This is a genomic window from Microbulbifer maximicatervae (SeqCode) (genome assembly GCF_052467325.1).
Genome location: NZ_CP174310.1, coordinates 2,110,092 through 2,135,325 on the forward strand (window position 1 = coordinate 2,110,092; position 25,234 = coordinate 2,135,325).

General features: G+C 45.7%; 25 protein-coding genes. 5 read left to right on the top strand and 20 right to left on the bottom strand.

Annotated features, from left to right (window positions below; genetic code table 11):
* Positions 1 to 62: 62 nt before the first annotated feature.
* From ACJJIE_RS09620 to ACJJIE_RS09635, 4 genes are all read right to left on the bottom strand, one after another.
* Complete coding sequence (locus ACJJIE_RS09620; RefSeq protein WP_444894434.1) at positions 63 to 509, bottom strand: hypothetical protein; 447 nt, start codon at positions 507 to 509, stop codon at positions 63 to 65.
* A gap of 240 nt (positions 510 to 749) precedes the next feature.
* Positions 750 to 2,066 (bottom strand): sodium ion-translocating decarboxylase subunit beta, encoded by a 1,317-nt coding sequence (locus ACJJIE_RS09625; protein WP_444894435.1) that lies wholly within the window; start codon positions 2,064 to 2,066, stop codon positions 750 to 752.
* A 19-nt stretch (positions 2,067 to 2,085) separates the two neighbouring features.
* Positions 2,086 to 3,876 carry a sodium-extruding oxaloacetate decarboxylase subunit alpha gene (gene oadA, locus ACJJIE_RS09630; protein ID WP_444894436.1) on the bottom strand — a complete coding sequence of 597 codons (1,791 nt, stop codon included), beginning with the start codon at positions 3,874 to 3,876 and terminating at the stop codon, positions 2,086 to 2,088.
* Positions 3,877 to 3,929: 53 nt separating this feature from the next.
* A complete protein-coding gene (locus ACJJIE_RS09635) occupies positions 3,930 to 4,166 on the bottom strand; it encodes an OadG family protein (protein WP_282933580.1) in 237 nt (78 codons plus the stop codon).
* Between the two features lie 565 nt (positions 4,167 to 4,731).
* Here ACJJIE_RS09635 and ACJJIE_RS09640 point away from each other — a divergent pair.
* The gene (locus ACJJIE_RS09640) at positions 4,732 to 5,736 is read left to right on the top strand and encodes a tRNA dihydrouridine synthase (protein ID WP_444894437.1); all 1,005 of its coding nucleotides are present in this window, start codon (positions 4,732 to 4,734) and stop codon (positions 5,734 to 5,736) included.
* A gap of 66 nt (positions 5,737 to 5,802) precedes the next feature.
* Here ACJJIE_RS09640 and ACJJIE_RS09645 read toward each other — a convergent pair whose 3' ends face one another.
* The 9 genes from ACJJIE_RS09645 to ACJJIE_RS09685 all read right to left on the bottom strand — a co-directional run bounded on the left by ACJJIE_RS09645 (position 5,803) and on the right by ACJJIE_RS09685 (position 14,679).
* Positions 5,803 to 6,588, bottom strand: coding sequence for an outer membrane lipoprotein-sorting protein (locus ACJJIE_RS09645; protein WP_444894438.1), 786 nt, complete (start codon positions 6,586 to 6,588; stop codon positions 5,803 to 5,805).
* Positions 6,581 to 7,795, bottom strand: a complete 1,215-nt coding sequence (locus ACJJIE_RS09650; protein WP_444894439.1) for an ABC transporter permease — start codon at positions 7,793 to 7,795, stop codon at positions 6,581 to 6,583. The genes ACJJIE_RS09645 and ACJJIE_RS09650 overlap by 8 nt, the downstream gene beginning before the upstream one ends.
* Positions 7,783 to 8,466: an ABC transporter ATP-binding protein gene (locus ACJJIE_RS09655; protein WP_444894440.1), complete on the bottom strand. Its 684-nt coding sequence runs from the start codon at positions 8,464 to 8,466 to the stop codon at positions 7,783 to 7,785. The genes ACJJIE_RS09650 and ACJJIE_RS09655 overlap by 13 nt, the downstream gene beginning before the upstream one ends.
* Before the next feature lie 23 nt (positions 8,467 to 8,489).
* The gene (locus ACJJIE_RS09660; RefSeq protein ID WP_444894441.1) at positions 8,490 to 9,104 is read right to left on the bottom strand and encodes a hypothetical protein; all 615 of its coding nucleotides are present in this window, start codon (positions 9,102 to 9,104) and stop codon (positions 8,490 to 8,492) included.
* A gap of 457 nt (positions 9,105 to 9,561) precedes the next feature.
* Positions 9,562 to 10,455 (bottom strand): hypothetical protein, encoded by an 894-nt coding sequence (locus tag ACJJIE_RS09665; protein WP_444894442.1) that lies wholly within the window; start codon positions 10,453 to 10,455, stop codon positions 9,562 to 9,564.
* Positions 10,456 to 10,916: 461 nt separating this feature from the next.
* Complete coding sequence (locus tag ACJJIE_RS09670) at positions 10,917 to 11,273, bottom strand: glutaredoxin family protein (RefSeq protein WP_444894443.1); 357 nt, start codon at positions 11,271 to 11,273, stop codon at positions 10,917 to 10,919.
* 467 nt (positions 11,274 to 11,740) lie between these two features.
* Positions 11,741 to 12,502: a LytR/AlgR family response regulator transcription factor gene (locus ACJJIE_RS09675; RefSeq protein WP_444894444.1), complete on the bottom strand. Its 762-nt coding sequence runs from the start codon at positions 12,500 to 12,502 to the stop codon at positions 11,741 to 11,743.
* Positions 12,490 to 13,500, bottom strand: a complete 1,011-nt coding sequence (locus ACJJIE_RS09680; protein WP_444894445.1) for a sensor histidine kinase — start codon at positions 13,498 to 13,500, stop codon at positions 12,490 to 12,492. The genes ACJJIE_RS09675 and ACJJIE_RS09680 overlap by 13 nt, the downstream gene beginning before the upstream one ends.
* Before the next feature lie 9 nt (positions 13,501 to 13,509).
* On the bottom strand, positions 13,510 to 14,679 hold the full coding sequence (locus tag ACJJIE_RS09685; RefSeq protein ID WP_444894446.1) for a hypothetical protein: 1,170 nt from the start codon (positions 14,677 to 14,679) through the stop codon (positions 13,510 to 13,512).
* Positions 14,680 to 15,810: 1,131 nt separating this feature from the next.
* Here ACJJIE_RS09685 and ACJJIE_RS09690 point away from each other — a divergent pair.
* Both ACJJIE_RS09690 and ACJJIE_RS09695 read left to right on the top strand, forming a co-directional pair.
* Positions 15,811 to 17,382, top strand: coding sequence for a VCBS domain-containing protein (locus ACJJIE_RS09690; RefSeq protein ID WP_444894447.1), 1,572 nt, complete (start codon positions 15,811 to 15,813; stop codon positions 17,380 to 17,382).
* A gap of 22 nt (positions 17,383 to 17,404) precedes the next feature.
* Positions 17,405 to 17,701: a hypothetical protein gene (locus ACJJIE_RS09695; protein ID WP_282933593.1), complete on the top strand. Its 297-nt coding sequence runs from the start codon at positions 17,405 to 17,407 to the stop codon at positions 17,699 to 17,701.
* A gap of 124 nt (positions 17,702 to 17,825) precedes the next feature.
* Here ACJJIE_RS09695 and ACJJIE_RS09700 read toward each other — a convergent pair whose 3' ends face one another.
* From ACJJIE_RS09700 to ACJJIE_RS09720, 5 genes are all read right to left on the bottom strand, one after another.
* The gene (locus ACJJIE_RS09700; RefSeq protein WP_282933594.1) at positions 17,826 to 18,158 is read right to left on the bottom strand and encodes a response regulator receiver protein; all 333 of its coding nucleotides are present in this window, start codon (positions 18,156 to 18,158) and stop codon (positions 17,826 to 17,828) included.
* Between the two features lie 37 nt (positions 18,159 to 18,195).
* Entirely contained in the window at positions 18,196 to 18,537 is a 342-nt protein-coding gene (locus tag ACJJIE_RS09705) for a DUF5992 family protein (RefSeq protein ID WP_444894448.1), read from the bottom strand.
* A 419-nt stretch (positions 18,538 to 18,956) separates the two neighbouring features.
* Positions 18,957 to 19,325: a hypothetical protein gene (locus tag ACJJIE_RS09710; protein WP_282933596.1), complete on the bottom strand. Its 369-nt coding sequence runs from the start codon at positions 19,323 to 19,325 to the stop codon at positions 18,957 to 18,959.
* A gap of 405 nt (positions 19,326 to 19,730) precedes the next feature.
* Complete coding sequence (locus tag ACJJIE_RS09715; RefSeq protein ID WP_444894449.1) at positions 19,731 to 20,078, bottom strand: DUF5992 family protein; 348 nt, start codon at positions 20,076 to 20,078, stop codon at positions 19,731 to 19,733.
* A 653-nt stretch (positions 20,079 to 20,731) separates the two neighbouring features.
* Positions 20,732 to 21,073 carry a hypothetical protein gene (locus ACJJIE_RS09720; RefSeq protein ID WP_444894450.1) on the bottom strand — a complete coding sequence of 114 codons (342 nt, stop codon included), beginning with the start codon at positions 21,071 to 21,073 and terminating at the stop codon, positions 20,732 to 20,734.
* A gap of 135 nt (positions 21,074 to 21,208) precedes the next feature.
* Here ACJJIE_RS09720 and ACJJIE_RS09725 point away from each other — a divergent pair, with 135 nt between their 5' ends.
* Complete coding sequence (locus ACJJIE_RS09725; protein WP_282933600.1) at positions 21,209 to 21,406, top strand: hypothetical protein; 198 nt, start codon at positions 21,209 to 21,211, stop codon at positions 21,404 to 21,406.
* Positions 21,407 to 21,815: 409 nt separating this feature from the next.
* Here the strand turns inward: ACJJIE_RS09725 and ACJJIE_RS09730 are convergent, their stop codons facing one another.
* Both ACJJIE_RS09730 and ACJJIE_RS09735 read right to left on the bottom strand, forming a co-directional pair.
* Positions 21,816 to 22,472, bottom strand: a complete 657-nt coding sequence (locus tag ACJJIE_RS09730) for a hypothetical protein (RefSeq protein WP_444894451.1) — start codon at positions 22,470 to 22,472, stop codon at positions 21,816 to 21,818.
* Between the two features lie 369 nt (positions 22,473 to 22,841).
* Positions 22,842 to 23,324: a hypothetical protein gene (locus ACJJIE_RS09735; protein WP_444894452.1), complete on the bottom strand. Its 483-nt coding sequence runs from the start codon at positions 23,322 to 23,324 to the stop codon at positions 22,842 to 22,844.
* A 573-nt stretch (positions 23,325 to 23,897) separates the two neighbouring features.
* Between ACJJIE_RS09735 and ACJJIE_RS09740 the strand changes: the two genes are divergently transcribed.
* Positions 23,898 to 24,884, top strand: coding sequence for a transposase (locus ACJJIE_RS09740; protein ID WP_444894453.1), 987 nt, complete (start codon positions 23,898 to 23,900; stop codon positions 24,882 to 24,884).
* The last annotated feature ends 350 nt before the right edge of the window (positions 24,885 to 25,234 follow it).

Below are 25,234 nucleotides of genomic sequence, written 5' to 3' on the forward strand. Positions count from 1 at the left end.
AATGGAAAGTGGCAATCTCTTTTAACCGCCACTCTCCTATGACTCAGAATCAAATGGCTTCCTCACTCAGAGCATTTGATTCCGCTCTCAAAGCAAATACCACCGCGCTGGGTACAGGTTTCAAGCAGTTTTCCTTTCGCCTCTACACGGCTAAAACCATTTGCATGCATTCCGCCAGCTCTGGCATCCTTCATATAGCAAACCCACTTAGGGCGCTCCGCTACCGGAGCCGACTGCACTATGTGAGGTTGAGCTTCGATAGTCGCCTGTAATTCAAGAATCAAATCCTGTAGTTGGTGGACATTTTTCCGCAACCTAACTACCTCCTTCTCTAGATCACGGACACTTTCAGCTCCAACACTCTGCTTATGATCAGCATGCACCTCTTTACGGAGCTTAATCACCTCTTTCTTTAGCTGGCGGACCTCTTCTGCAGTTTGATGATTATCGTGAGCAAAAACGGTGGAGGAGAGAAGTGTAAAAAAAATAATAAATGGCAGGCTGCGCATAAACTTACTTCCGAGTAAATTTCTATTTCAACTAAAACTTGATGATGAATATAGCGCAATCAACCTTAACTCAAAATGAACCCCGTCGATTGACAATAGCCAACCATCGAACCCCTACATTTAAAGCGCACAAAAGGCCAGCAAAGCCTCAATTAAAGACAACACTATTTCAGCCTTTTCCTGCAGCCATAAAAAAGGGCGAACAAAGTTCGCCCTTTTTTGAAAATCAACGGCCCCCAACTAACCCCCAGTAAGGCTCCGCACCATACTGATCATCACACCCGCAGCCACCGCAGAACCGATAACACCAGCTACGTTGGGGCCCATTGCGTGCATCAACAGGAAGTTGTGAGGATTGGATTCGAGCCCCACTTTGTTGGACACCCGCGCGGCCATAGGTACGGCAGAAACACCGGCAGAACCAATCAATGGATTAATCTTGTGCTTGCTGAATACATTGATCAACTTAGCCATCAACACGCCAGCCGCAGTGCCGATCGCAAACGCCACAATACCTAAAGCCAAAATACCCAGGGTTTTAGGGTCGAGGAATTTGTCTGCCGCCAATTTTGAACCAACGGAAAGTCCCAGGAAAATAGTGGTGATATTGATCAGCGCATTCTGAGCAGTGTCTGACAATCGGGAAACGACTCCGCACTCACGCATCAAATTACCAAAGCAGAACATACCCAACAGCGGTGCAGCAGCTGGCAGGAACAGGGCCACCAAAATCAACAGCAACATCGGGAAGGCAATTTTTTCCCGCTTGCTCACATGGCGCAATTGCACCATTTCAATTTTGCGCTCCTGTTCAGTAGTCAGAGCACGCATAATCGGCGGCTGAATCATAGGTACCAGCGCCATATACGAATAAGCCGCTACAGCAATAGCCCCCAACAGATCTGGGGCCAATAGGCTGGAAACATAGATAGCTGTGGGACCATCTGCTCCACCGATAATACCGATCGCAGCGGCATCGGCGATTGAGAAGTCCATGATTCCCGCTACTGAGAGACCCACAGCACCGAGCACCGTGGCAAAGATCCCAAACTGGGCCGCTGCACCGAGGAACAAGGTGCGCGGATTGGCGAGTAGCGGACCAAAGTCGGTCATAGCCCCTACGCCCATAAAAATTACCAACGGCGCAATGCCGGAAGCAATAGCTACGGAATAGAAGTTATACAACATACCGTTGTTGAAACCGGCATCCCGGGCAAACTCAGCTGCTTGTACCTGCACGGCTGCCGGCGCACTGCCCAGAGCTTCCTTTAGCGCGGGTAAAGCTGAAGTACTATCAAGGCCCAGGATCTGGGCCATTTGCGCCAAAACAGCTCCATCTCCCTGGGTAAGGGCTGTCTCTGCGGCTGAGAGTGCCAAATCGGCACCAGGAATATTGGCCAGGATTCCGCCGAAACCGATAGGCACCAAAAGCAGGGGCTCAAAGTTTTTGCGAATGGCCAAAAACAGCAGGCCCAGGCCCACCAAAATCATAATGAACTGGCCCGATGCCATCTGCGCGACGCCGGAGGAATGCCAAAGAGTAATCAGATTATCCACGTGTGACTCCTACCTTTGGCTATGCAATGGACAGCAGGGCATCACCCACCGCCACTGAATCGCCTTCTTTTACTGCCACACTGGCGACGTTACCGGCACGAGGGGCACTCACCACAGTTTCCATCTTCATCGCTTCCAGTACTAACACCGCCTGACCTTCGCTCACCTGATCCCCGGGCTTCACCATTACTTTGAAGATATTCCCAGCGAGGGGCGCATTAACCGGCTCACCTCCGGTAGCAGGCACGGAAGGTGCACTAGCTGCAGATGCGGGAGCACCACCAGACACTGGGGCAATATTGGTTAAGTCGCCACCATCGGCCACAGTGACGGTGTAGCTCTGTCCCTCTACAGTTACCGTATAAACTTCTTCACCTTTGTCGTTCTTGACTGCAGCACCTTCATTACCGGTAGGTACTGGCTCGAAAGCTTCTGGATTGCCACGGTTCTTCAGGAACTTCAGGCCAATCTGCGGGAAGAGTGCATAGGTAAGTACATCGTCGATCTCCCCCTCACCATCGGTCAGGGCCACATCTTGTTCACCCGCTTTCTCTTGAAGCTCCAAGGTTAACTTGTCCAACTCTGGTGCCAACAGGTCTGCCGGACGACAGGTAACCGGATTCGCCCCATCCAGTACCCGGACCTGCAGCTCCTGGTTAACTTCGGCAGGTGTCGCACCGTATTCGCCTTTCAAGACGGCGGCAGTCTCTTTAGAGATCGATTTGTAACGCTCTCCAGTCAGGACATTGAGTACCGCCTGGGTACCCACAATCTGGGACGTGGGAGTAACCAGCGGGATACAGCCCAGGTCTTCACGCACCCGGGGGATTTCCTCGAGTACATCATCCAGGCGATCCCCGGCACCCTGTTCGCGCAGCTGGTTTTCCATATTGGTGAGCATGCCACCGGGTACCTGGGCCACCAGGATGCGGGAATCCACGCCTTTCAAGGAACCCTCAAACTTCGCGTACTTCTTGCGGACGTTACGGAAGTAAGCCGCAATTTCTTCCAGCAGGTTAATATCCAGCCCGGTGTCCCGCTCAGTGCCTTCCAAAATCGCCACCAACGCTTCGGTTGGGCTGTGACCATAGGTCATGGACATAGAGCTGATCGCGGTGTCCACGTTGTCGATACCCGCCTCGATACACTTGAGAGCGGTAGCCGTAGATAAACCGGTAGTAGCGTGGCACTGCATATGGATGGGGATGTCCACGGCGGCCTTCAAACGTTTCACCAGCTCGTAGCCCTCATAGGGGCGCAGCAGACCGGCCATGTCCTTGATCGCGATGGAATCCGCTCCCATATCCTCGATCTGGCGCCCCAGATCCACCCATAAGTCCATGGTGTGTACTGGGCTCACGGTATAAGAGATGGTGCCCTGAGCGTGCTTCTCTTGTTTCTTCACCGCAGCCAGTGCGGTTTTCAGGTTGCGCATATCGTTCATCGCGTCGAACACGCGGAACACGTCTACCCCATTGACTGCAGCGCGCTCTACAAACTTCTCAACCACGTCATCCGCATAGTGGCGGTAGCCGAGAATATTCTGTCCCCTGAACAGCATCTGTTGGGGCGTGTTCGGCATAGCTTTCTTCAGTTCGCGAATACGCTCCCAGGGATCTTCGCCGAGATAGCGAATGCAGGAGTCGAAAGTGGCACCCCCCCAGGACTCCAGAGACCAGAAGCCAACTTTATCGAGCTTCTCAGCAATCGGCAGCATATCGTCCAGTCGCAGTCGGGTAGCGAACAGTGACTGGTGGGCATCGCGCAGGACTACATCGGTAATCCCCAATGGCTTTTTAACCTCAGTCATGGGTTATCTCTCTCGGCAGAAATTATTGGAAATTGTTTGGAAGCGATTGGCGGTTAGCGTCTTTTGCGATGCTGTTCGATCGCAGCTTTAATCACCGCATGTAAATGGGCCTTATCATTCCCAGCGGTTGGGGAAGGCGCGTGGGATACGGGCTCCGCTTCGGGGAAATAGCGGGAGATGACTCTCGACATAATACCGGTACCGATCACCAGTAATAGCAGAAAAGTAAAAACAATTCCCATACCAAACAGGGTGATATCTAGCCCCTGTTGCAAAAGTGTTTCTTGCACTGTTTATTCCCCCTGGCACCAGGCAATAAAACCAGCCATCCTGGACGGTTTCATCCGTGCCCGTAACACTATGAATTTACGTATCTATTTATTCAGGACAGCTGAAACACCCCAATTAATATTTTGTGCGTATGTAAAATCTTCGCTCACAATTAAACAAATTTATGTTGTACAACCAATAAACTTGCCCGGGAAAATCTCACTTAGCCCAGCCGTCCCAAATTTCTGCACATCGGAATCTTATTGCCTAGACCGGTAATTTCAACCGCCGCTGCACCTGATCCTCCCCCAAAAACAGCGGGCACACAGGAAAAAATTCGTTAGTTCCAAAATGCTGATATTTTTCTATTATCAATACAAGTTGCTTTTAAAATCAAACACTTATTGGTTTCAGGGGCAACGGAGGGGTCTAAATTACCACGCCCAATTTTGGTGCAAAACATCAATAGGCCGAGTTTATTTCTCCTACTTTTATATACTGAAGAATGATCGTTTTTGCGCCATTACAATAACTTGCTGATAGAATATGCGCCTTTAGATTTATGATTTACCTCTCAACTGACTTATGACCGACAAGACACCTACCCCAGAACCTACGATTTACCAGGCACCAATGGAGGGGGTAATCGACCATCACGTACGTGCCCTGCTCTCCGCCATTGGAGGGGTCGATATCTGTGTTACTGAGTTTGTTCGTGTCACTAATACTCGCTTGCCTCGCAGAGTATTCACCCGCTTGTGCCCAGAGGTCGACAAAGGTGCGAAGACCCCAAGCGGGATTCCAGTACGGTTACAGCTGTTAGGCGGCAACCCCAATGCAATGGCAATTAATGCAGTAAAAGCAGTTGAGTTCGGTGCTACAGCAATTGATCTCAATTTCGGCTGCCCTGCAAAATCAGTGAATAACAGCGACGGTGGCGCCTGCCTATTGCAAAGCCCTCACAGAGTGGAAGCTATTGTAGGAGCGGTTCGCCGCGCTGTCCCGGAAAACATCCCTGTCACCGCAAAAATCCGACTGGGCTTTAATGATCGCTCTAGCTATATGGATAACGCCCAGGCCGCAGCAGCTGGCGGCGCAAATGAACTGGCAGTACACGCTCGCTCCAAAGTCGATGGCTATAAACCCCCAGCCTACTGGGAATACATCGGTGAAATTCGCCAAAAACTCGAAATCCCAGTCATTGCCAACGGGGATATCTGGACACTTGAGGAATTTCAACGCTGCCGTGAAGTAACCGGATGCCAAGCATTTATGTTTGGTCGCAGCCTGCTAGCCAGGCCAGATTTGGGCAAGCAGATAAAAGCCTACTGCTCAGGTGAGAGCTATACAGCACTGGGCTGGCAAGAGATTATTGAAATTCTTTGGGGTTACTATCAAACCACCCGAGAAGTTTACCCTTCCAAGTATCTGGGCAATCGTATTAAGCAATGGCTCGCTTACTTGAAATTGGCTTTTCCTGAAGCCCAATTGTTCTTTGATAAAATAAAACGTCTCAGGGAGGCAGAAGAGCTTGATAGAGCTTTTTCCGAAGAGCGGAAAATTCAAATAGCATCAATTGAGGCAGCCTAATTTTCCGCACCTCTGCCAGTATCGGAATTGATACTGGCAGAGGAAGTTACCCGCTCAGATCCACTCTCACAGATCCATTTTTGACTGTCGACTCAAGTATGCCGGATTGAAGAATTTTTCCGCTAACTGATGCGCAGTACTACTTTCGTAGTGAACTCTGGTTTCAGTGGTAGCCTTGATGCTATCAACTAAAACCATCTCCTCCACAAATAGTTCTTCATCCTTTATCCCTGATACAAAATGCGCAACCTTAGCCAATTTTCCAGATTTCAAGTAAAGCTCCGCTTGGATTGGGAAGAGACTCTCACTATCAAGCCACAATGTTATCTTTTGATAGCTGGCTCCTTTGGTTTTTGCCTCCAGCTGAAGTTTGTGGGTCAATTTATCCTTTAGAATTTCACTTGCCTCGAATTGCCCCCGATAGTCCTGGCTCCAAGTCAAAGTGGCGATATCACCAATTGAAGCCTCCCCCAGCAATCTTTGCATCGGTGTAATGCGGATAGGGCGGCGGCTGCGGGGCATCAATAGCCAGTAGTTATCCTGCAGCATCAGCATTTTTTGCCCCTCTTCACCAACACCTTTAAATACCACCAATGATTTTCTCTCAGGGCGAGTATAAACATGGTAGCGATCTTCGCTTTCTAACTCTCCCTGTTTAAAAACCTGGATGTTGGTGACAACTTTTGAAGATGACTCTCCAAGACGATAGGAATCCGCTTTGGCCAACATGCTTTCTACCTGTACAGCGGAAAAATGACTTTCCTTCTCCTCAGTCCCAGCTGAAACAAAGGGAGAGAACATCAGCAACAAACCAATCGCCAAGCTAACTCTGCCTAATCTTAATTTATACATGGACCAATGCCTCAGTAATCGGTTTATTGACACCTTTCCGCGCCGCAAGGAAGGATGAAAAAACACATATCGCAGCTATTGCAACCGAAATCATCCAAGCCAAGTTAATAGAGAAATAAACAGTCAAAGGATATCCCGTTGTTTTTCCCGGAGGTGGCGGCATAGTAATATCAAACATCATCAACCCGGCGCTTATCAGACCAGCCAAAATAACACCTACTAAAGAACCCACTACAGCAAGTACTAAAGCCTCCAATATAAACCCTGTTATCAATTCCACTTTGGATGCACCCAATGCGGACAGGGTACCTATTTCCCGTGTTCTCTCTGTTACCGACATTGCCAGCGTATTGAAAAGCGAGACAAAGATAACCAACGCCATAATGATCCCCATCAACCCAAAAATTCGGTCATAAAGATTCTTTACTCCCTGATAGAAAAAGGCACGATCCTCCCAAGTGGTAATTTCCAGCTCTGGAACTAACTCACGCAGTTTTTCTTGCAAACTCGCTGCCTTATCAAGATTGTAGCCATAGATTGCCATGGTTGAGACCCGCTCACTATCTAACAGGAACTGCGCAGCCTGAACCGAAATATATACTTGACGCTTATCCATATCCGGAACACCCGTCCCGAAAATTCCCCTAACCTTAAAATCCATTGCATTGAGAGCCCCATGAACGGTAGAGGACATTAAAGTAATATAATCCCCAGGGCTTACATTAAGATTTCTTGCGAGATCCTTACCCAGCATAATCTCAGGATCACTGACATCTTCACGGTTTGATAAAATACTGCCCTCAGTGACATTTAGAAAAGGCCCCTTCACCCGAAATTCACTTGGCAATATCCCCTGACCTAAAAAAATAGTAGATTTATCACCATTGGAAATTAACCCTTGCAGATAAACTCTAGGCTGCACAGCCTTCACATTTTCCCCAACCAACAAGTCCCTACGTAATTTATTGGCATTATCTAAACCCAGCTGAAGAGGAAAATCCTCATCAGAAGAGAAATATCCCGGCTGTGTTAGCACCAAATGCCCCTCACTACGCGCCGCGTTCTCTTTAAGGGATTGATACGTAAATAGGCCAAAACCTCCGGAGGTCATCAAGGCCGTCACCACAATGGAAATTATTGCAACGGCAAGAAAGCTTCTGCGGCGATTGCGCAATAAATTTAAAACCGCGACTTTTAAGCGACGCATAAAGCACTCTCCTGCAGAATTACACCATCTTTCAGATCAACAACTCTATCGCAATGACGAGTCATTCGATCATCATGACTGGCAACAATAAAAGCTGTTTTTTGCTCCATTCCTAAATTTTTCATTAACTCAATAATTTGTTGTGCGGTAACACTATCCAAGCTGGCCGTAGGTTCGTCGGCAATTACTAGTTTGGGCTGGTGCACCAGTGCTCGAGCGATTGCTACTCTCTGCTGTTGTCCACCTGAAAGTCGATCTGGCCTGTAGTTGGAAAACTGGGACAGCCCGACATGATCCAACATGCCCATTACATGCCGTCTTACTTCACCTTCTTTCATTCCATTTAAAAGAAGTGGAAAGGCTACATTCTCAAAGGCTGTCATTACCGGAACCAAATTAAACTTTTGGAATACAAAACCCAACTGAGTACGACGGATCTTCATTGACTGCCGATGGCTTTTTCTCAGCACCTCGCCGGCAAAGCAGACTTCTCCGCTGTAATCATGATCCAGTAGCCCGCAAATATTTAACAAGGTACTTTTACCAGACCCCGATGGTCCGCACAGAGCTACCATAGTGCCTGCTCGAATATCCAGATTCACATCTTTTAGCGCCCGAAGTTGAACCTCACCGGAAATGTAAGTCTTTTCAATATGAGTGAGCTGTAACATAGATTCACTACCTGTTCGCACTATTAGTCAGAGTTTTTAACATCACCACATGGATTTGATATGCCATGACTCTCAGCCTTTGCTCCCCATAAATTCACTAACTCCTTGTCACCCTCAAGCTCTGCAGCCTGCAATGCGCCACAGTAAATCCAGTGAGTAGCGTCTGGCGGCATATATCCCATGCGTGGATCACCCATCAACTCATGATAAAGTTCAAACCCACGGTCAAAAGAATTAAAGAACTTTGGCACCTTAGTAAAAGTTGTTGCAGCAATTCCTTTGAGCAGCAAGTCTTGAGGCATCCCCTGAGAGGAACAACCAGGGTTATCCATTTCTTCAATTATGGTGAGCGCCTTATCCATACGGGCAATTCCATTCTCTGCATAACTGACCTTTCTCCAGGGCAACCAGCTTTCTTTTGCCATTAGTGTTTCACTGGCCCCCAAATAAAAGAGTGCAATAGGATCAGACGGATCTTCTTTTTGCGCCAGTTTGAAAGCCTTATAAGACGCCATCACTGCCGTACCGCCCGCCTTTGTGGCTTTTTGGTATAAGTCTTCCATTTGCGCATCAACTGCGGCAAAGGAGGAGGTACTTGCTCCCAAATTAACAATCAGTGCTGCTATCAAATTTTTCATTACGTCTCTCCCTGTATTCAAGTTGGGAGCAGGCTAACCGAAGCATGACTAATGATCTTTATGATGCGATAAACAGTCACCAGGTGCGATAGGCGGGAATAAGCAATACTGAATGGCTAAATAGAAGTGGATCTACAACTTTAATTGAGGGTACTGCTGGAAATTAAGAGCGAATACACCATCCCGAAATACACAGTAACTAGATTCCTTCGTGTACCTAGTCAGCATCCACACTCCACATGACTCTATGTGAAACGTATCTTCTCCTTTCAAAAAGTAGTACGGATTAGGGAAGATAGTGAAAGGACATACAGTTTTACAGCTTCATAGCGAAAAATATTGACTTATCACTATTCTTAGGCAGGATTTTGGCTGATATATAGATTCTGTGGAAAGCATTGTCAGTATAAGGTGGATACATCTCATACTGACATATTGAAGTATGTGGAATAGAAGATTAAATAGCTTTCTTAATGTAGCTAACCGCTTCGCCTACCGCCTCTCCAAGCTTGTTTGTAGCAATACTACGGACAATATAGGTGTCACCTTCAATACCATCAAGGGAAACATGAATATCCACCTCCTGGCCAGCTAAAGCCAGATTAGCTGCTCGCAATTCTGTTGACGTCAGGACAAATCTAGCCTCATCCTCACCTAGCAGATTCCTTAAAAACAGGCAGCATGACTTCAACAGGCACTGAGAAGCAATTGCTACGGGTAACGCTTTCACCTTATCAAAATGTCCTAGACACATTTCAGGTGTCACCCGACCGATTGTTGCATTTAAAGTTTGGTCATTAACCTTAAGGACTTTTACATCAATACTTTTCTCGTAAGGGTTAACACCCTCAATAGAAGGGGATATATCCTGAATACTTCCGCTGTAGATTCTGTGGAAGGATTTCTCCTTCATTACGTGGTATGTAACTTCAAGTCTAGCCGCAACCTCACCTACAGTATCAAACAACTCAGCCTCAGCAACCAGCTCTCTTTTGTTAGTGAATACTGCTTTAGTTCTCGCATAGAGAAACTCAGGACGCTCTTCTGACACAAAATTATCAAAGGTTGTAAGGTCAGCTTTACAAGCCAAGTAGTAATGCCTGGACTTCACAGGGTTCGCCAATGCTCCAAAACATGACCCTAAAATGGCTAAGTGCCTACCTATTTCAGATACATCCATCAAAGTCTTTTCAAAAGTACTTTTACATTGAATCGGTACCTTTGAAATCAGCCAACCATCAACATCAAAGTGTAAAGACTCTAGTGCAAAGTAAGGCGCTTTAACTTCAATTAAGTCCTCAATACCATCAACAGAGATAGCGTAAGAAGCCAAATTGAGACTGTTTAGCATAATAGATCCATTATTAGCAGATATAAAAATTAATGCACAAGCATCTGCACTGTGGTAAACACTATTGAATTGTCACTAGAACTTTAACACCAAAGCTAAGTAGGCTTCGGTAGCACAACCACAAATGGGTAAGGTAAAGCCTCACAAATTATAAATAATTGGCACAGCAGCCCCAAAATCAAACTTATTATTGAGAAGCACCAATATTTCTTAATAAAAATGTAAGAGTACAGGTCTGATTTTTAAGTAAAAACCCCCGTCGGATCCGGAGGCCTGAAGTGTTATCTACACCGAAAACCTATATCATTCATTCAAGCGGACTATTGCTATATGCAAGTGCGTATTGCAGGCAATTATCCTGGTCATTCCTAAAAAAGTAAATTACTGCGAATTACAGAGAGAGAATGCCAACAAATGACCGGCCCCTCATATTTACCATTGCATGACAGGCTATGGGCGCACTATTCAGAGCCTTGATAAGCTCGAAGTATTTTCCCTGCATTATAGCCTTGTATCAACTCACCATTAACTAGCAACAAAGGTACCCCGTTACCACCTAAGCGATCATATTGTGCTCTCGCTTCCTTTGATGATTCAATATCAAACTCAACAAAGTCTATATTATTTTTACGCATTAGCTTTCTAACTTTCTTGCAGTATCCGCACCACTTAGTGGCATATAGAATAACCTGCCCTTCCGACGCCTCTACTTCGGAGGTGACATCCATCATAGAAGGTGATGACGAAAAAACACGACTGATGTCATCCCACCTTTGAATTACAACAACAACGACGATAAAAATTATCAAATTTCTCATACTGAAGGACTACAACTAAATTCTTTAACTTTTATGGAAAATACGACAAGTAGAATTTCCACACAGATCCCTTTTTAGACTATCAGCAAGACCAATACCACAATTTATTTTTATTCTGCCTTAAAACTTAGAATCACCATTCTCACAACCTCATCAACGCGACATCAAAATCAATACTGAGCAAACACTGAATTACCTAAGGCAGCCGAGCCACAGCCTAACTGGGGCTAGTGTTCAGTAATCGTAAAGACTTCTAACTTGAAAAGACCAGAAGGGGCTAAACGTTAGCTTTACGAGCAAGCAGTGCCTCAAAGCACACTTTATTCCAAATTGCTATGGAGCACAGAAGTTGATTACAAGCTTCTAATAATGTATTCAAAGCCTTCCTGGTGCGCAGTGAATTCATTCATTTTTATCCATCAAAAAACAAACACTTTTGGAGAGTAAAAAGTACAAACTACCTTCTCTTACATAGACTTAAACATAGAGGCAGCCCGCCGGCTAACTGTATAGTGACGACCATCATTCATCACTACAGTGACGCCACCAGTCAATCCTCGGCTAATCTTTTGAATACGCTTCACGTTAACAATGGTTGAACGATGTACTTGCCAAAATAAATCCGGGTTCAATTGGGACAAAAGTTCCTTTAATGGCGTTCGAATTATATGCTGACCTTGCTCCGAGTAAACTGTAGTGTATTTATCTTCGGCAACGAACGCTGAAACCTCATCGGAGGCGATCAGGTAAATATCCTCTCCCTTGCTCGCCCGAATCCAGTGTAAGTACTCCGGTAGACTTGTCGAGAGTTGCTTGAGTATGATTTCTATATCAGGGCCTGCTGTAACGCCGCTCTCCTCCCGCTCTTTTAAACGCTGACGAATACGCTCACAGGCTTGCGCCAAGCGTTTCTCATCTATCGGTTTAAGCAAGTAATCCGCAGCTTCGTGCTCGAAAGCCTTTACAGCATACTCATCATATGCTGTAACAAACACAACGATTGGCTGCTTATCAGATTTCTTAAGTGCGTCTGCAACTGCTAGCCCATCCAGCCCTGGCATACGAATATCCAGGAAAACCACGTCCGGTTTTTTATTTAGGCATAAATTTAATGCCTCTTCTCCATCGACCGCCTTCCCAATTATTTCAAGCTCAGGATAAAAATCTGCAAGCATTTGATCAAGATGATAGCGCAATAGGGGTTCATCATCTGCAATTATGGCACGCATGGAAACTCCAAACGGGCAGTAACTCCACCCTGTTTATTACTTTGGATCAATAGCTTACCACGCTCTTGGTAAAGAGCAGAAAGTCGCTCCCGAATATTGCTCAATGCAATTCCATTGTGCTTACCTGAACTAAGCTTATTGATACCGGCAGCGAGTCCCACACCATTATCTTCTACTTCGACAATCCACTGTTCTTCTTGTTGCTTAACCTTCAATCTAACCAATCCACCATTGGCTGCAGGTTCAATTCCATGAAAAATCGCATTTTCCACTAAAGGCTGCATTAATAAAGGAGGAACAACTGTTTCCAAGCTAATATCCTCAGACAAATCAACCTCATACTCTAACCTTGACCCCAAACGTATCTTTTGTATTTCCAAGTAACACTCCAAGCTACTTAGTTCATCTTTTAAAGATACCTGATCACAGCGGGATTTTTTCAGACTAAAGCGTAAAAGCTCACTAAAGTTATCTAAAAGATTCTCAGCTTTTGGGGGATCATGACGAATAAGCATTTTGAGGTTAGCCAGTGTATTGAATAAAAAGTGAGGTTCAATTTGACTTTGTAGTATTTTTAATTGGCTCTGGGCCAAACTCTTTTGCTGCTCAGCCTGATGTAATTTGGCCTCTTGAAGCTCTCTCTCCAGCTGGCGAGACTGCTCTCGATTAAGCTCGATTTGATATACGAAAAGAAAAATAGGGATAGCAATGATTAAAGAGTCAAGTCCTCGAACAGTTGCAAAGCCCGATATCCACCACCAAGCATGTAGAGAACCTACAGTGAAGGCCACAAAAGCTGTAACTGTTAGCTTCACTTTAGAAGACCAAGCAGGTTTAAAAAACCAGGCTAGTTGCCGTGTAGATAGAGCTACAAATCCATACCCAAAAGAAATCACACCATTCAGAAAATAGCCTCCCCCCCACACGGCCTGGGTAATTACCGCTACCACCACACAAATTATCAAAGTGCGCAAATACTCTTTGAACAAGTTCACCATTAACTCCACTCAAAAAACTATCGTCGTACTAAAAGTAAATGCGGCCTGGCTTTGAAGCTGTGCAAAAGCAGATTCGTTACGACCACCAAAAAATCTTGCAGACGCACCAAGTACCCAATCTTCAGTTAACTTCCTTTCACCACCGATAGTTAAAATAAGACCGCTATCTTCAGGTGTATAGATTAAATCGACTTTAGGGTGATATTCATTATTGGAAAGCATCCAATGTAAAAGCAGATTGTGCCTCAAGGCATTTTCACCAGAAAACGCCATCGCAGAGGACCGACGAAAGCTATCCCATTGCACCCCCTGATTTTGGTACCACTGGCTGTAGTCAAACACCTGATCCCACTCATTTTTGCCCCAGGAGCGACTATCAAACCAGTACTCCAAAATTACGGAATGCCCAGCGCTATTTGCCCAAGTCATTCCTATAAGAGCCTGCCAACCATTATGTTCTTTTTCTTGTTTCGGTATGGCCTTCAGTTCCGGGGGCTGCCAGCGCCAATGGTCTTGCTGATAACGCCATTCTGCATGGGCTTCCCATTGCTCTCCATAAGTATTAACCCAGCTACCACCTAAGTTAACACCTCGCTTGTCATCGATATAGCCCAACAACTGCCACTCGGCACTTGCCCCAAGCTGATACCAGCGAGCTGCAATACCCTTTGGCAACCTGCCACCAGAATGCTGGCTAATACCTGCATCCACCAACATTACACTGAACTCGCCACTGCCAGTAAAATGACTCGCTGACATCACCCCAACACCTTCGTTCACTTGAAGTGAAACGGGGTTTCGCTCCATGGGCAAAAACCAATCTAGCGGACGATGCCCATAACCAACCCCAAAATCCAATCGGCGCTTACCTATCAGCCAATCCCAGTCCTGCCAGCTCCCTTGCCGGAAAAGCTCCGCAACCACTAGCAGTGAGTCTTCACTACCACCTCTCTCAGCCTGATGGAAAGCAGAGACCTGCCCCTCCCAGGCTTCATATTGGAAGGCTCCCTGCAGCAAGGCTTGTCGAGACACATTTGACTCTCCTTCGAAGAGTGCACTATCGGAAGCTCGGTCATAAGCAGCCGCCATCGCCAGCTCCCACTGCGACTCAAGAGCACCCGCCTGGCTGATGGCACTGCCAAACATTAGAGATAGAGCCCAGATATAGAAAGACTTCATAGTTACCTCCCTTCAATGGAGGCAGACTAGCAATCTCCCAGAGCCAAGCCAGTCGGTAAGACAAGTGGTATATCGCTCGGATAAATGGCTACTAATGGAGATTGGCGGAAGCAGTTACTTACAGATCACTAACCCGAGTTGTTGTTGGCTGTTTTGCAATCAACCAAGAATACGATCATTACCTAATCGCTAGCACCCTGGCGACTAAAAATAAGAGGGGACCGCCATCGCGATGAAGAAAATGAGCGGGTATTCCGGTGAATGCCCCCTAGGACCCCATTCAGCTCATTTGCAATTAAGACAATAGAAATGGATTAAATAGAGAACCGCTATAGACAACGATATCACCGACATCTGGACGCATAGTGTCTTGATTGAAAAACTGCAGAAGTCCTCTTTAGGTATAGAAACTTTCATGATCAACGGTCAGGTCAGAGCAATCTTTAGCGTGGCCGAACATATAAACATTCAGTTTTCAACACGCTCAAAATAATAGCGCTTTACAAACTCAAAACACCGATAGTTTAATCCAAGATTATAACCATCTACGGGTGTATTGCGCTCATCAACGTTATTAACTCCTCCATTGCAATAACCCCCTACGCCATGAAGAGAACCGATAATATCCCCGGTAGAATAAGTAGAATTAAGATTTAAGAAGGTAGCTACTTGGCATTAGCTACCAGCAGAAAAAGACCTGTACAGGAAAGAACCTCCATGAACGTAACTTTGTTGCCTCGTTCCTTGGATTTTTCAGCAGCTGATAACATCCTTATTTCTCTTTGCCCAACCGCAGGCCTAAACCATAAGCTCCGATCCCTAAAGAAAACCCATAAATATATTGCACGACTCATTTAACTTTTGGGCTATCTCTTTTATCCTACCTATTAACCCTTAAGAGCCTTGTCATCAATTGCCGAAACCAGGTTCACACTACTTAAAGATAATCACAATCAATGGTCCAACACCGTCACAACCTGCCAAAAAACAGATAGCAATTTAGCCTTCGGTGACCCAGAATCCAATTTCGGTTATTTAACTACTACCCAATAGGAACCGGACCTTTAAGCAGCTGTCCATCAAATACAGATCGCCCCGCTCACTTGCATTAAGAAATACGTCGAGTTTGTCATGCCTGATACCCTAAAATTCCTTACAGCATTCAGCTTATCCGTTCTCCTCACAGCTTGCGGCGGAGGCGGCTCCAGTAGTAGCAGTTCCAGCGATGAGGCTACTGAAACGGAAACAAGCACTGATAGCAGTGACAGTAACGACTCCGATAACGAGGGGGAAGATACGGGCGGGTACACCTTTAACCCCAGTAGCCCCCTGGCAACACTTGTCGTAGGGTCACAAGAATACGCCAGTGGAACCCTCACCCTTGAAGATACTGATAGTAATAGCCCCACCTTTCAGGCCAGTAGTGTTGCCGGAGACTACGGTGATTTTACCCTCTATGAAAGTGGCAACTGGGAATACCAATTAAACACCAATTCTCAGAACTTAAACGATGGCGAGTCGGTGGAAGACACTATATCTTTTGAACTCACAGATGGCAGCACTCTTTATGTTGTATTCTCAGTTCAAACCATCGAAGCTACAGAGAGCAGCATCGTCTTTATCTTTATGAACTTCTCAGACGTCTCTGTAGAAGATGATCTCAGTGTTTCCCAAATCGCCGATATGGCTTTCAATGACACAGATTCTCTCGACAATGCCTACCAGGAGAATTCTCTGGGACAACTGAAGTTTAGCCGCCACCTTAGTAGTGACACAGCACTGGACCAGTACTGCTACGGAGAAGACAACGATGAAAGCACCTCTATCGACTGCTTCAACTACAGCATTCCTGACAGCCAAAATGGTGGGGTGTTGAGTATCGAAGATGCACAATCCCGCTCTGGCAGCGAGTATAACGATGACGGCTATACCTGGAGAGATAACGCAACCAGCTGGATTGAAAGTAACTATGTAGACTCCAATAGCCAACCTGTAGATCTCAGTGATTGGCGTCACCGGGTCTACATTTTCCCTGAAGCTGCAGCTAGCGCGGGATTAGTTGGCACAGGGGTGGCCTCTGTTGGTGGCCGCTGGAGTATGATAATTGCCGATAGCGATCAACTGATTATGGGCCATGAAATTGGCCACAATATTGGCCTGAGCCACGCCGGCAATGACGATAATAATGATGGAGACACCAACGATAGTGGTGAGAGCGAGTATGGCAGTGACGGCTCCCTAATGGGCAATGCCTGGCAGTCGCGCTTATTCGGAAGCGGTCACCGTGACTATATGGGGTGGTATGACTCATTCCCCGGATACACTGAAACCATTGAGGCAGTTTCAGGCAGTACTACTAGTATTGAGTTTCAAGCTATAGAGCTTACTGCAGGTGAGCTTAGTGGCACTCTTCCCCAGCTCTTAAAAGTAGAGAGTATTGGTAGCAGAAATGGGGAAAACTACTATTACATCGAATACCATGTTGAGCACGACACCCTCAATCCCCGCCCACATCACGAAAATGCGGTAACGGTTCACTACCTTAGCGGCACTAGCAATAACAATGTTACCGCCAATCAGGTCGCCACACTGTCCACTATTGGGGAGAGCTTTACTGACTCATCCGCTGGGATCACTATTGAATTCCTATCCACTGACAGCAGCAATAACTCTGCAACTGTTTCCGTAACTTACGATGAATAACTTAATGGGGAGTATGACCGCAATGAAAAATCTACCCTTAGCCCTGCTTCTCGCTCTTTCCTCTTCGGTAATGGCCGAGGAGACCGTAACTGGCGTTTTAGAGGAAGAGATCTCCGAGAACTTTCAAACTGGAGAAGTGGATCACCGCTTCTCAGTAAAAGACGAAACTACCGGTGAATACTATTTCATCGATGCGCGGGAGGCGAAAGAAAAAGGAATGCAATCTGGTGAACGAGTACGTATTCGTGGTGAGCGGGAAAATAAGCGGCGTTTTCGTATCCGCGAATCTCAGCGTTTAGAGTTGAGACGAGAAGAGTAAGCTAAAGATATGTAATAGCCGACCTGATAGTGAAAGAATAAATATCATTCACTATCAGGCCAATCATATAATCGCAGGCAGCTTGTTATATTTCACTATTTTACGGATATCGCTATACATATTCTCAATATATAACAAACAACCTACTTATATAACAGTAGCTCGTGCTATCATCAAAATTAACTCGAACTTGTTTTCCTGCTGCAGCTCCTGCTAAAGCTGCACCAAACATCAGATTTAACCCTTCCTCTGTAACACCTTTCTCCCCGACCTTTACCCAATGGTACTTTGGATCAACACCGTTTGTGCAGCTGGTAGAATCGTCAGCAAACGTTATAACGAATCGGCCATCTCCATGGGGATATACTCTTGTGATCGTTGAAGTAAACCAAATTTCATCCGCAACCGCTGGAAACGAAAGAACAATTAAAAGAATAAAAGCCTTAAATTTTATCATGTCTCCACCCTAAATTTATAAAATAAAAACCAATAACTTACTGAAAGATCTCGATAAAGGCCGCACGATTACAAACCGAGGAGTCCTCATAGCTATATATAGAAACCTTCTTTCCAGTTGTCAGCGCGGTAAGAGCAGCAGCGTAGGCTCGGCTATGAATCTCCTCATTATTTCCTGCATTACCTGCCACCGACAAAGGGAAGGTTATGGACTCACCATTACATAAGCCGTTACCATTAGCTGTCTTCACCGTAAAAGACATACCATTTGCTGCGGTATTTGCCACTGCCGTAATCTCGACACTTTGAGCTATGTATCCACCAGAAGCCCACCCATTTACCGAAAACAAAGCACAAAACAATAGTAATGCTTTCTTCATTTCAGAACATCCTCTCTGAGACTTTAACTTAAAGGAAAACTCCGCGCATACTACCACCAACCCCCTACTCAATTACATTAATTAAGGAAAATAAAGTCTTACAACACCACCAAATTAGTAACAACTAGAGAGATCCACCGCTAACCTTGACGAAAGTACCAAGTCAAAAAATCAACCAACCGAAGTGAATTAGCATTCATGGCATTGCAATATTAGAGACCTCTATCCAACTCAACAAAAAGCTGGACAAAAGCTATAAACGGCCACTAAAGATCAGCGCCTATAATACTACTGGTGCCTTTCTCCAATCTATGGGGCCATGCTTCCAAAGCTTCTGTATCCAGTCTTTTACGGATCAACATGGCGCATTGGACTTCTTCCGGCTAATATCTCTTCATCTATCAGGAAAACCTGGGCTCTTAGTTTTCCTTTAACCGAAGATGATAAACGCCCTGAGACCAAACCTCCCCCCATGATTGAGTACAAGAAGAAAACTGCTCCTCTCGAAACCACAAGGTCACTTCCTTTCCTGTCGCATGTGCCGTGGTTAGAAGAGTTAAGGCTGCCTTACAGGACTCTTCAGCAAACTCACCCACGGTTTCTGTAACCCTGCAAATTCCAACACTATAAAAATTAGTATCTCCACCACTATCCTGTATGCTAGCGTGAATATTTCCATTTGCAGCAACTTCTACTGTAGCAACATTGCCAGTACATGTCTGACTATCAGAATAAGCGTTAACGGAGGCCAGAAAAAAGCCAAACAATAAAAATTTTTTGTTATTCAAAATTCATCCCCTAAAATATATATTTTCATCAGCAATCATCCATACAGCCTTAGCCATTACTTTTTTACGGCCACCTAAAAACTATTACCTCCCATACCTTTGCTGTACTATATCTCACATTAAAAAGAAAAGTACTTCTGCACAGCTATAAGCCGCCCAGGAACCCAGGCCAGCATCCTCAGGGAAAGGCTATTCAAAATTTCCGATATGGCTGAGCGTCCAACTCAGAAAGCCTTACCGAATTACAATAAAGAAATCCCGAAAAATTAATTACCATAAATCAAGAAGACTTGTTGATATCCGCTGGTTTAAGCACTGGTTGGATATATATCCCATCACTAAGAATCTAGAGCTTAAATTTTACGTACCCGCCTAAGCACACCGGGTGCACCTAGGCAGTTAAGTTTATTTAAGCAACTTAATATGTGCAGCAGCATGGCAAATTGAGTTATCCGAATAGCTATATATGCTAACTCTTTTCCCTGCAGTTAAGGCCGTAATAGCTAAGCTAAATGCCCTATTATGAATACCTTCATCACCCCCTTCTTCTCCCGCAGCCCCCAGGGGGAAAGATATGGTTGTATCTTCACATGGATAATTTCCATCACCATCAGTCACAACCACTGAAAAGCTTTGGCCATTAGAATTGGTATTTGTAACAGCTGTTACTTCAACGTCTGTAGCAATCCAGCCTTTATCTGCAAATGCCTGCATAGAAAGCGCCATCAAACTAATAGCTATAATTTTTTTCATTATCACCTCCATTGTAGATTCTTAAGTAGAAGTGAAAACCTTATAACTCCTGCCGGACAAGGTCAACCTGACTGCCCCGCGAGATGGCTTATCTGCCCCTAATCACCAGCAAGAAAACTGATGCCCTAGTTGGTACAAACCCGTCACTCAATAATGACTACCCAAAAGAAGTGAACACCGTTTACTTCTAGCTATTCAAAATATAGAAAGTCACGGCAAGGTCACTACTTGGGGTTGATAGACTGGAGTGCTCTACATTTAGATTCCAGAAAAGTGCGACGCCATTTCTGAAATCCTTACCATTTTTAAACGGCTGGGCATCTCACCAAAACACTGACCCTATCTCAGTCAAACTTTAAAAGTTGCTCTAAAGGTCTGGCAGGATCAGCAGAAACTCCAGCTTGATAAATACTCGGTACAGGATATAAGCGAGCGGAACTTCCTTGCTACAACGCCCCGCTCATTCCCAACATTATCCCTTCTACTTTTATCCAAATTCATCATTCCGAGCCTGAACTGAAACTCTACGACGTCATAACGTTTAGCTCTGAATCAAGTTGAAATGGCCTCTAAGGATCAGTAGTAACAAAACTACTAGCATCTCTCCAATCCATGGGTATCTAGAGTTCAATTAATCCTTGAATATCCCGAATTTAAAATACTAAGTAAACATTTCGAATAAGGGTAGAAGTGCCCTCACATATAGCATTCGAACTACCTTCAATCTTCACTTCTTTTCCAGCCACTGCAGAAGAAAGAAGAATTGAATATTGAGCATTACCAGCATCTGAAGTCAAGTACCCAGTCCACTGCCCGCCACCACAGACATCCTCTGACATCCCCCCATCTAACTTGACAATAAATCTATTACCCGAGTCTGAGTTTGAATCAGGTGTTTTATGGACCTGTAAAAAAGTAATATCACCCTGCTCATAAGGAAAGTCAGCATAAACATTAGCGGAGAAGAAAATCACCAACAATAAAAACATTCTCATATAAACACCTCCATCAAAAAAACATATTTTAACGACAACTCAGAAAAACACAATTTTACCGGCCAAACATCGCGTGCTACTCTACGAACGCCTAGAGTTTTTGTTCTACTGAATGAAAGAGCCCTCGCCGCCTGAATGCCTCATGTAAATCTCAACACTACACGAGCCAATAAGGCAAACTCTCCTGAAGACTATGATCACGCTTCTACTCAACAGCGTATTCGTGCGGTAATCTCGGGACGGCAGGCCAAAGAACTTCTACTACTTGCTGACAGTAAGCGCCTAGATATACAAAAGGATTACCCTTTCAGCTGGATCACTACTCAGAGCTGATAGAGCGAAGCGGCCAAAACTTAGACCCTAGTACCATTCTTACACCCTGTTTTTAAACGGTTGGGTATATCATCAAAACAAAGGCTCTAGCCCAGTCGAAACTTTGAAAGCCACTTCAAATCGGCAGGGGATGCGCAACAACTCGGATACAGAACATAAGCGACTGCCAGTGCTTCATTTATACAACACCCTGCCAAGTCCCACTCAGTTCCACAACACTACCCCTTCTCCTTTTATCCAAATTCATCATTCCAAGCCTTAAGTGAAACTCCACGACTTTACAACGTTTATCTCTGAATCAAGTTGAAATGCCCCCTAAAGATCAACGCCAGCAATACCGTTATCGCCTTTCTCTAATCTATGGACGTCTAAATTTTTTCCTGTTCATTGCTGCTTTTAATTTCGTTTATCAATCCAGCTTCACCAAGTCAGATATATTTACACTTGAATCAACCATCACACCAGACAGCAACCAGCGCCCCCCCTCCCCTGAAAATATAAAATGAAGACAATTGTTACATTCAGGAGTCGAAGCATATACTACCGATTTCAGCTCGACAGGTCTTCCTTCAGCTTTAAGGTAAGCCTTTTTAAAATCTCCGTACCTATGAAGAAACCGCTTCCATAGGCTTAAACCAGAAAAAACAGATTCAAATTCCCTCGCTGAAAACTTAGCTCTGGAAACGATTTCATAAACACTAAAAAACTGCTCAACACTTTCTTCAGCAGAGCTATTGTTAAGCCTTACATGAATAGCATCCCGTCCCTTAATCTCACCCGCTCTTTTCGGAGAGTATCCCTTCGGAAAAACGTAGAATGATGCCCTACCTTCCGAGCTATTGCTCCACTTATATACCGCACTTTCGGAATCTATTTTCGATAACCATACTATCTCATGCCCTCGATAATTCCTGGCTTCTACGGAAAAATATCGACTCCCTGTCTCGCCACGCCTAACACAGACATTCTCGCCTGTAAATGTACATTTGCCAAAGGCTACATCACCGTGCGAATTAATACCAAGTAAGACAAATAGGAACAGTAGATAATGTTTTCGAAAACGCATCACTAACCTCCGTATCGGGACAACAGCCAATCAAATTCCTTATCATACAGGACCCCAGATCTAGGCTGACCATAAGATATTAAGCTATTGGTAAAATTTCTCTGATGCCCAAGCCCAAGCCCAAGCCCAAGCCCAAGCCCAAGAGCGTGCACAAAATCGTGGGCAGCAGTATTTTTATTTCTGTCCGCCTCGGACTTAAAATAGATGGTGGGCGTACGGCTGATGAACCTCCCTAACGAGCATAGCCGTGGGTATCCTCAACTCAATCATGGGGTCCTAGTTACGACCATTCATATAGATAATGCCAAGGGTATCCACCAGCTAATAGCCAGTAAAGCCATGAATGGTGATCTCATTTAGGCTATCCATCTACTGGTAGCTGCTACCGATCAGGCCACTGATCTCCAGGGAACCCCAATTGCTATCGCGGCGTTTACCCCAAGGATCAATCGAAAGTGGTACAAGTGATCGCCCTGCCAGTACGCCGGAAGCCAGGTTACCACTGTTGTAGATGCAACCTACCCCAGTAGCTTTGGCAACAGCGTGGGGCTTGGCGCTTTCACAGGCTGTTATAACGGCTGCGGAAGATTTCACCATCGGCGGCGCGGGTAGCGATAGGCCGGTGATAAGGCGCACCCCTGGCAGTTTTTCCTGAAGGACTTTTTCTTCATTGATCACCGTATAGGTAGCCATTCGATGATAGGTGCCCGGCTGGTATTCAAACAGACGAATATGGGCTTCGGTGGTTAAAAGCCCGAAGTGGCCGTCCTGGTCGTACAGCCAGGCTATGGTATCGTTATTATTGACCGTGCCGGGAACCCGGCCGAGCTTATCGTAGAAGGTGCCTGCCACCTGGATCTTGGCATCGGAGCTGACAGTGCGCTCATCGAAGGCATTGTACTCGAAGCTACTGCGGCCGCTGTTGAGGAATTATTAATTTTCAATTCGGCTTGTTAAATCAGGACAATCTCAATTTAAGTGCGAACTATTGATGGGAGGTTGATATTTTTATAGATAATGCCCATAAAAATATAGGCACGAAAATAATCTTATTAGATTTTATTCAGTTTGCTTTAGTGTCAAAGCTGCGTAAAATTGGCAGATATTTATCGATATTTTGGCCGTACTTGAGTATGCCTGAATAGGCTCGCAACCAAAAGATCAAGAAACCCAAGAGTTTTCCAACCCCATCTCTCAAAGGAGAACCGTAGCGTGACGTAAGAGTAAGTAAAAGGCGCTGACCCAAGGTGCTACCAACACCAGGGGCCAGCTAACCAAATTGATAACCCTAGTATCAAAGTGGCTCCACCCCGAGACAATTCAGGACACCCACCAAAGTAGAAGCTTAAAGCGTCAAGTCAATTGACACAATACAGGCAGAATGATCAAAATACTGGATATAAATACAGTCAAAGATAAAAATCCATGACTCTTCCACGCAGCACGCAAATCTCTCTCGATGCGACACCCTATTATCACTGTGTCTCCCGCTGTGTGCGTAGAGCGTTCCTTTGCGGTAGGGATGCTAAATCCGGAAAAGACTATGAGCACCGGCGCCGGTGGATTGAGGCCAGGATGCATAAGCTGGCCTCAATCTTTGCTCTCGATATCGCTGCCTATGCGGTAATGAGTAATCACACCCATATTGTGCTCTATATCGATACCTACACAGCAAACTCATGGTCCACTATCGAGATAATTGAACGCTGGCAACAACTTTTCAAAGGTTCTGCGCTGAGCCAACGTTATCTTCGCGGTGAAGCCCTAGATGCCGTCGAGCTGGAAAAACTTCAGGAGGTGACATCCCTTTGGCGCGAGCGCCTGGTCGATATCAGCTGGTTTATGCGCTGCCTGAACGAGTCCATCGCCCGCCAGGCCAATGCCGAGGACAACTGCACCGGTCGTTTCTGGGAAGGGCGTTTCAAGTCTCAGGCCTTGCTGGATGAAAGAGCCCTTGCCGCCTGCCTGGCTTACGTGGACCTCAACCCTATCCGTGCTGGTATCGCTAAAACCCCAGAAGAATCCGATTACACTTCGATCCAGCAACGCATCCACACAGCCATCTCAGGCCAGCAGCCCAAAAGCCTACTGCCGCTGGTGGGCGGAGAGCGCCGGGATATGCCTAAAGGCTTGCCTTTTCAGCTGGATCACTATTTAGAGCTGGTAGACTGGAGTGGCCGGCAGCTGCACCCTAAAAAGCGCGGCGCTATTCCCGAAAACATCCCACCTATTTTAAATCGGCTGGGTATTTCGCCAAAACACTGGCTCTACCTAAACCGCAATTTTGAAAGCCGCTTTAAACGCTTGGTGGGCTCGGCGGAAGCGGTACGCCAGGTCTGTGCGCAGCAAAATAAACGCTGGGTACACGGGCTGCGCGATTGCCAGCGCTTTCTTAGCCCCGCCTCCTACTAGATTACAGGAACCCGCTTATCAGCTGCCCCTAGATTCCATCGCTCCCGACTCTACACCCCGCCTGATTCCCTATGGACTCCCCAAATGATCTTTTAACGCCAAATTGCCATCTATTTTGAGACAGATATACCGGCTACCACGTGATGGCAAAAAAATTCTTTTCTAGCTTCCGATTCTCCATTCTTTGGATGCCCTGGATTGTTCCACCCTGGATTGTTCCATTTTTCGATGTCCTGGATTAATTTTTCACAAACTCGGGAAACGCTGGGTACACGGCATCAACGATTGCCGACGCTACCCTTCTACAGCACCCTGCTGATTATTCCCCCCTTCCCTAACCTATATTCCAC

What these genes read in the sequence shown, in the direction of transcription:
- ACJJIE_RS09670 (WP_444894443.1), bottom strand. Translation starts at nt 11,273, where the DNA reads ATGAGAAATTTGATAATTTTTATCGTCGTTGTTGTTGTAATTCAAAGG.
- ACJJIE_RS09665 (WP_444894442.1), bottom strand. Translation starts at nt 10,455, where the DNA reads ATGCTAAACAGTCTCAATTTGGCTTCTTACGCTATCTCTGTTGATGGT.
- ACJJIE_RS09655 (WP_444894440.1), bottom strand. Translation starts at nt 8,466, where the DNA reads ATGTTACAGCTCACTCATATTGAAAAGACTTACATTTCCGGTGAGGTT.
- ACJJIE_RS09650 (WP_444894439.1), bottom strand. Translation starts at nt 7,795, where the DNA reads ATGCGTCGCTTAAAAGTCGCGGTTTTAAATTTATTGCGCAATCGCCGC.
- ACJJIE_RS09700 (WP_282933594.1), bottom strand. Translation starts at nt 18,158, where the DNA reads ATGATAAAATTTAAGGCTTTTATTCTTTTAATTGTTCTTTCGTTTCCA.
- ACJJIE_RS09620 (WP_444894434.1), bottom strand. Translation starts at nt 509, where the DNA reads ATGCGCAGCCTGCCATTTATTATTTTTTTTACACTTCTCTCCTCCACC.
- ACJJIE_RS09715 (WP_444894449.1), bottom strand. Translation starts at nt 20,078, where the DNA reads ATGAAAAAAATTATAGCTATTAGTTTGATGGCGCTTTCTATGCAGGCA.
- ACJJIE_RS09660 (WP_444894441.1), bottom strand. Translation starts at nt 9,104, where the DNA reads ATGAAAAATTTGATAGCAGCACTGATTGTTAATTTGGGAGCAAGTACC.
- ACJJIE_RS09730 (WP_444894451.1), bottom strand. Translation starts at nt 22,472, where the DNA reads ATGCGTTTTCGAAAACATTATCTACTGTTCCTATTTGTCTTACTTGGT.
- ACJJIE_RS09640 (WP_444894437.1), top strand. Translation starts at nt 4,732, where the DNA reads ATGACCGACAAGACACCTACCCCAGAACCTACGATTTACCAGGCACCA.
- ACJJIE_RS09705 (WP_444894448.1), bottom strand. Translation starts at nt 18,537, where the DNA reads ATGAAGAAAGCATTACTATTGTTTTGTGCTTTGTTTTCGGTAAATGGG.
- ACJJIE_RS09695 (WP_282933593.1), top strand. Translation starts at nt 17,405, where the DNA reads ATGAAAAATCTACCCTTAGCCCTGCTTCTCGCTCTTTCCTCTTCGGTA.
- ACJJIE_RS09685 (WP_444894446.1), bottom strand. Translation starts at nt 14,679, where the DNA reads ATGAAGTCTTTCTATATCTGGGCTCTATCTCTAATGTTTGGCAGTGCC.
- ACJJIE_RS09740 (WP_444894453.1), top strand. Translation starts at nt 23,898, where the DNA reads ATGACTCTTCCACGCAGCACGCAAATCTCTCTCGATGCGACACCCTAT.
- ACJJIE_RS09725 (WP_282933600.1), top strand. Translation starts at nt 21,209, where the DNA reads ATGCCTCATGTAAATCTCAACACTACACGAGCCAATAAGGCAAACTCT.
- oadA (WP_444894436.1), bottom strand. Translation starts at nt 3,876, where the DNA reads ATGACTGAGGTTAAAAAGCCATTGGGGATTACCGATGTAGTCCTGCGC.
- ACJJIE_RS09645 (WP_444894438.1), bottom strand. Translation starts at nt 6,588, where the DNA reads ATGTATAAATTAAGATTAGGCAGAGTTAGCTTGGCGATTGGTTTGTTG.
- ACJJIE_RS09680 (WP_444894445.1), bottom strand. Translation starts at nt 13,500, where the DNA reads ATGGTGAACTTGTTCAAAGAGTATTTGCGCACTTTGATAATTTGTGTG.
- ACJJIE_RS09675 (WP_444894444.1), bottom strand. Translation starts at nt 12,502, where the DNA reads ATGCGTGCCATAATTGCAGATGATGAACCCCTATTGCGCTATCATCTT.
- ACJJIE_RS09720 (WP_444894450.1), bottom strand. Translation starts at nt 21,073, where the DNA reads ATGAGAATGTTTTTATTGTTGGTGATTTTCTTCTCCGCTAATGTTTAT.
- ACJJIE_RS09690 (WP_444894447.1), top strand. Translation starts at nt 15,811, where the DNA reads ATGCCTGATACCCTAAAATTCCTTACAGCATTCAGCTTATCCGTTCTC.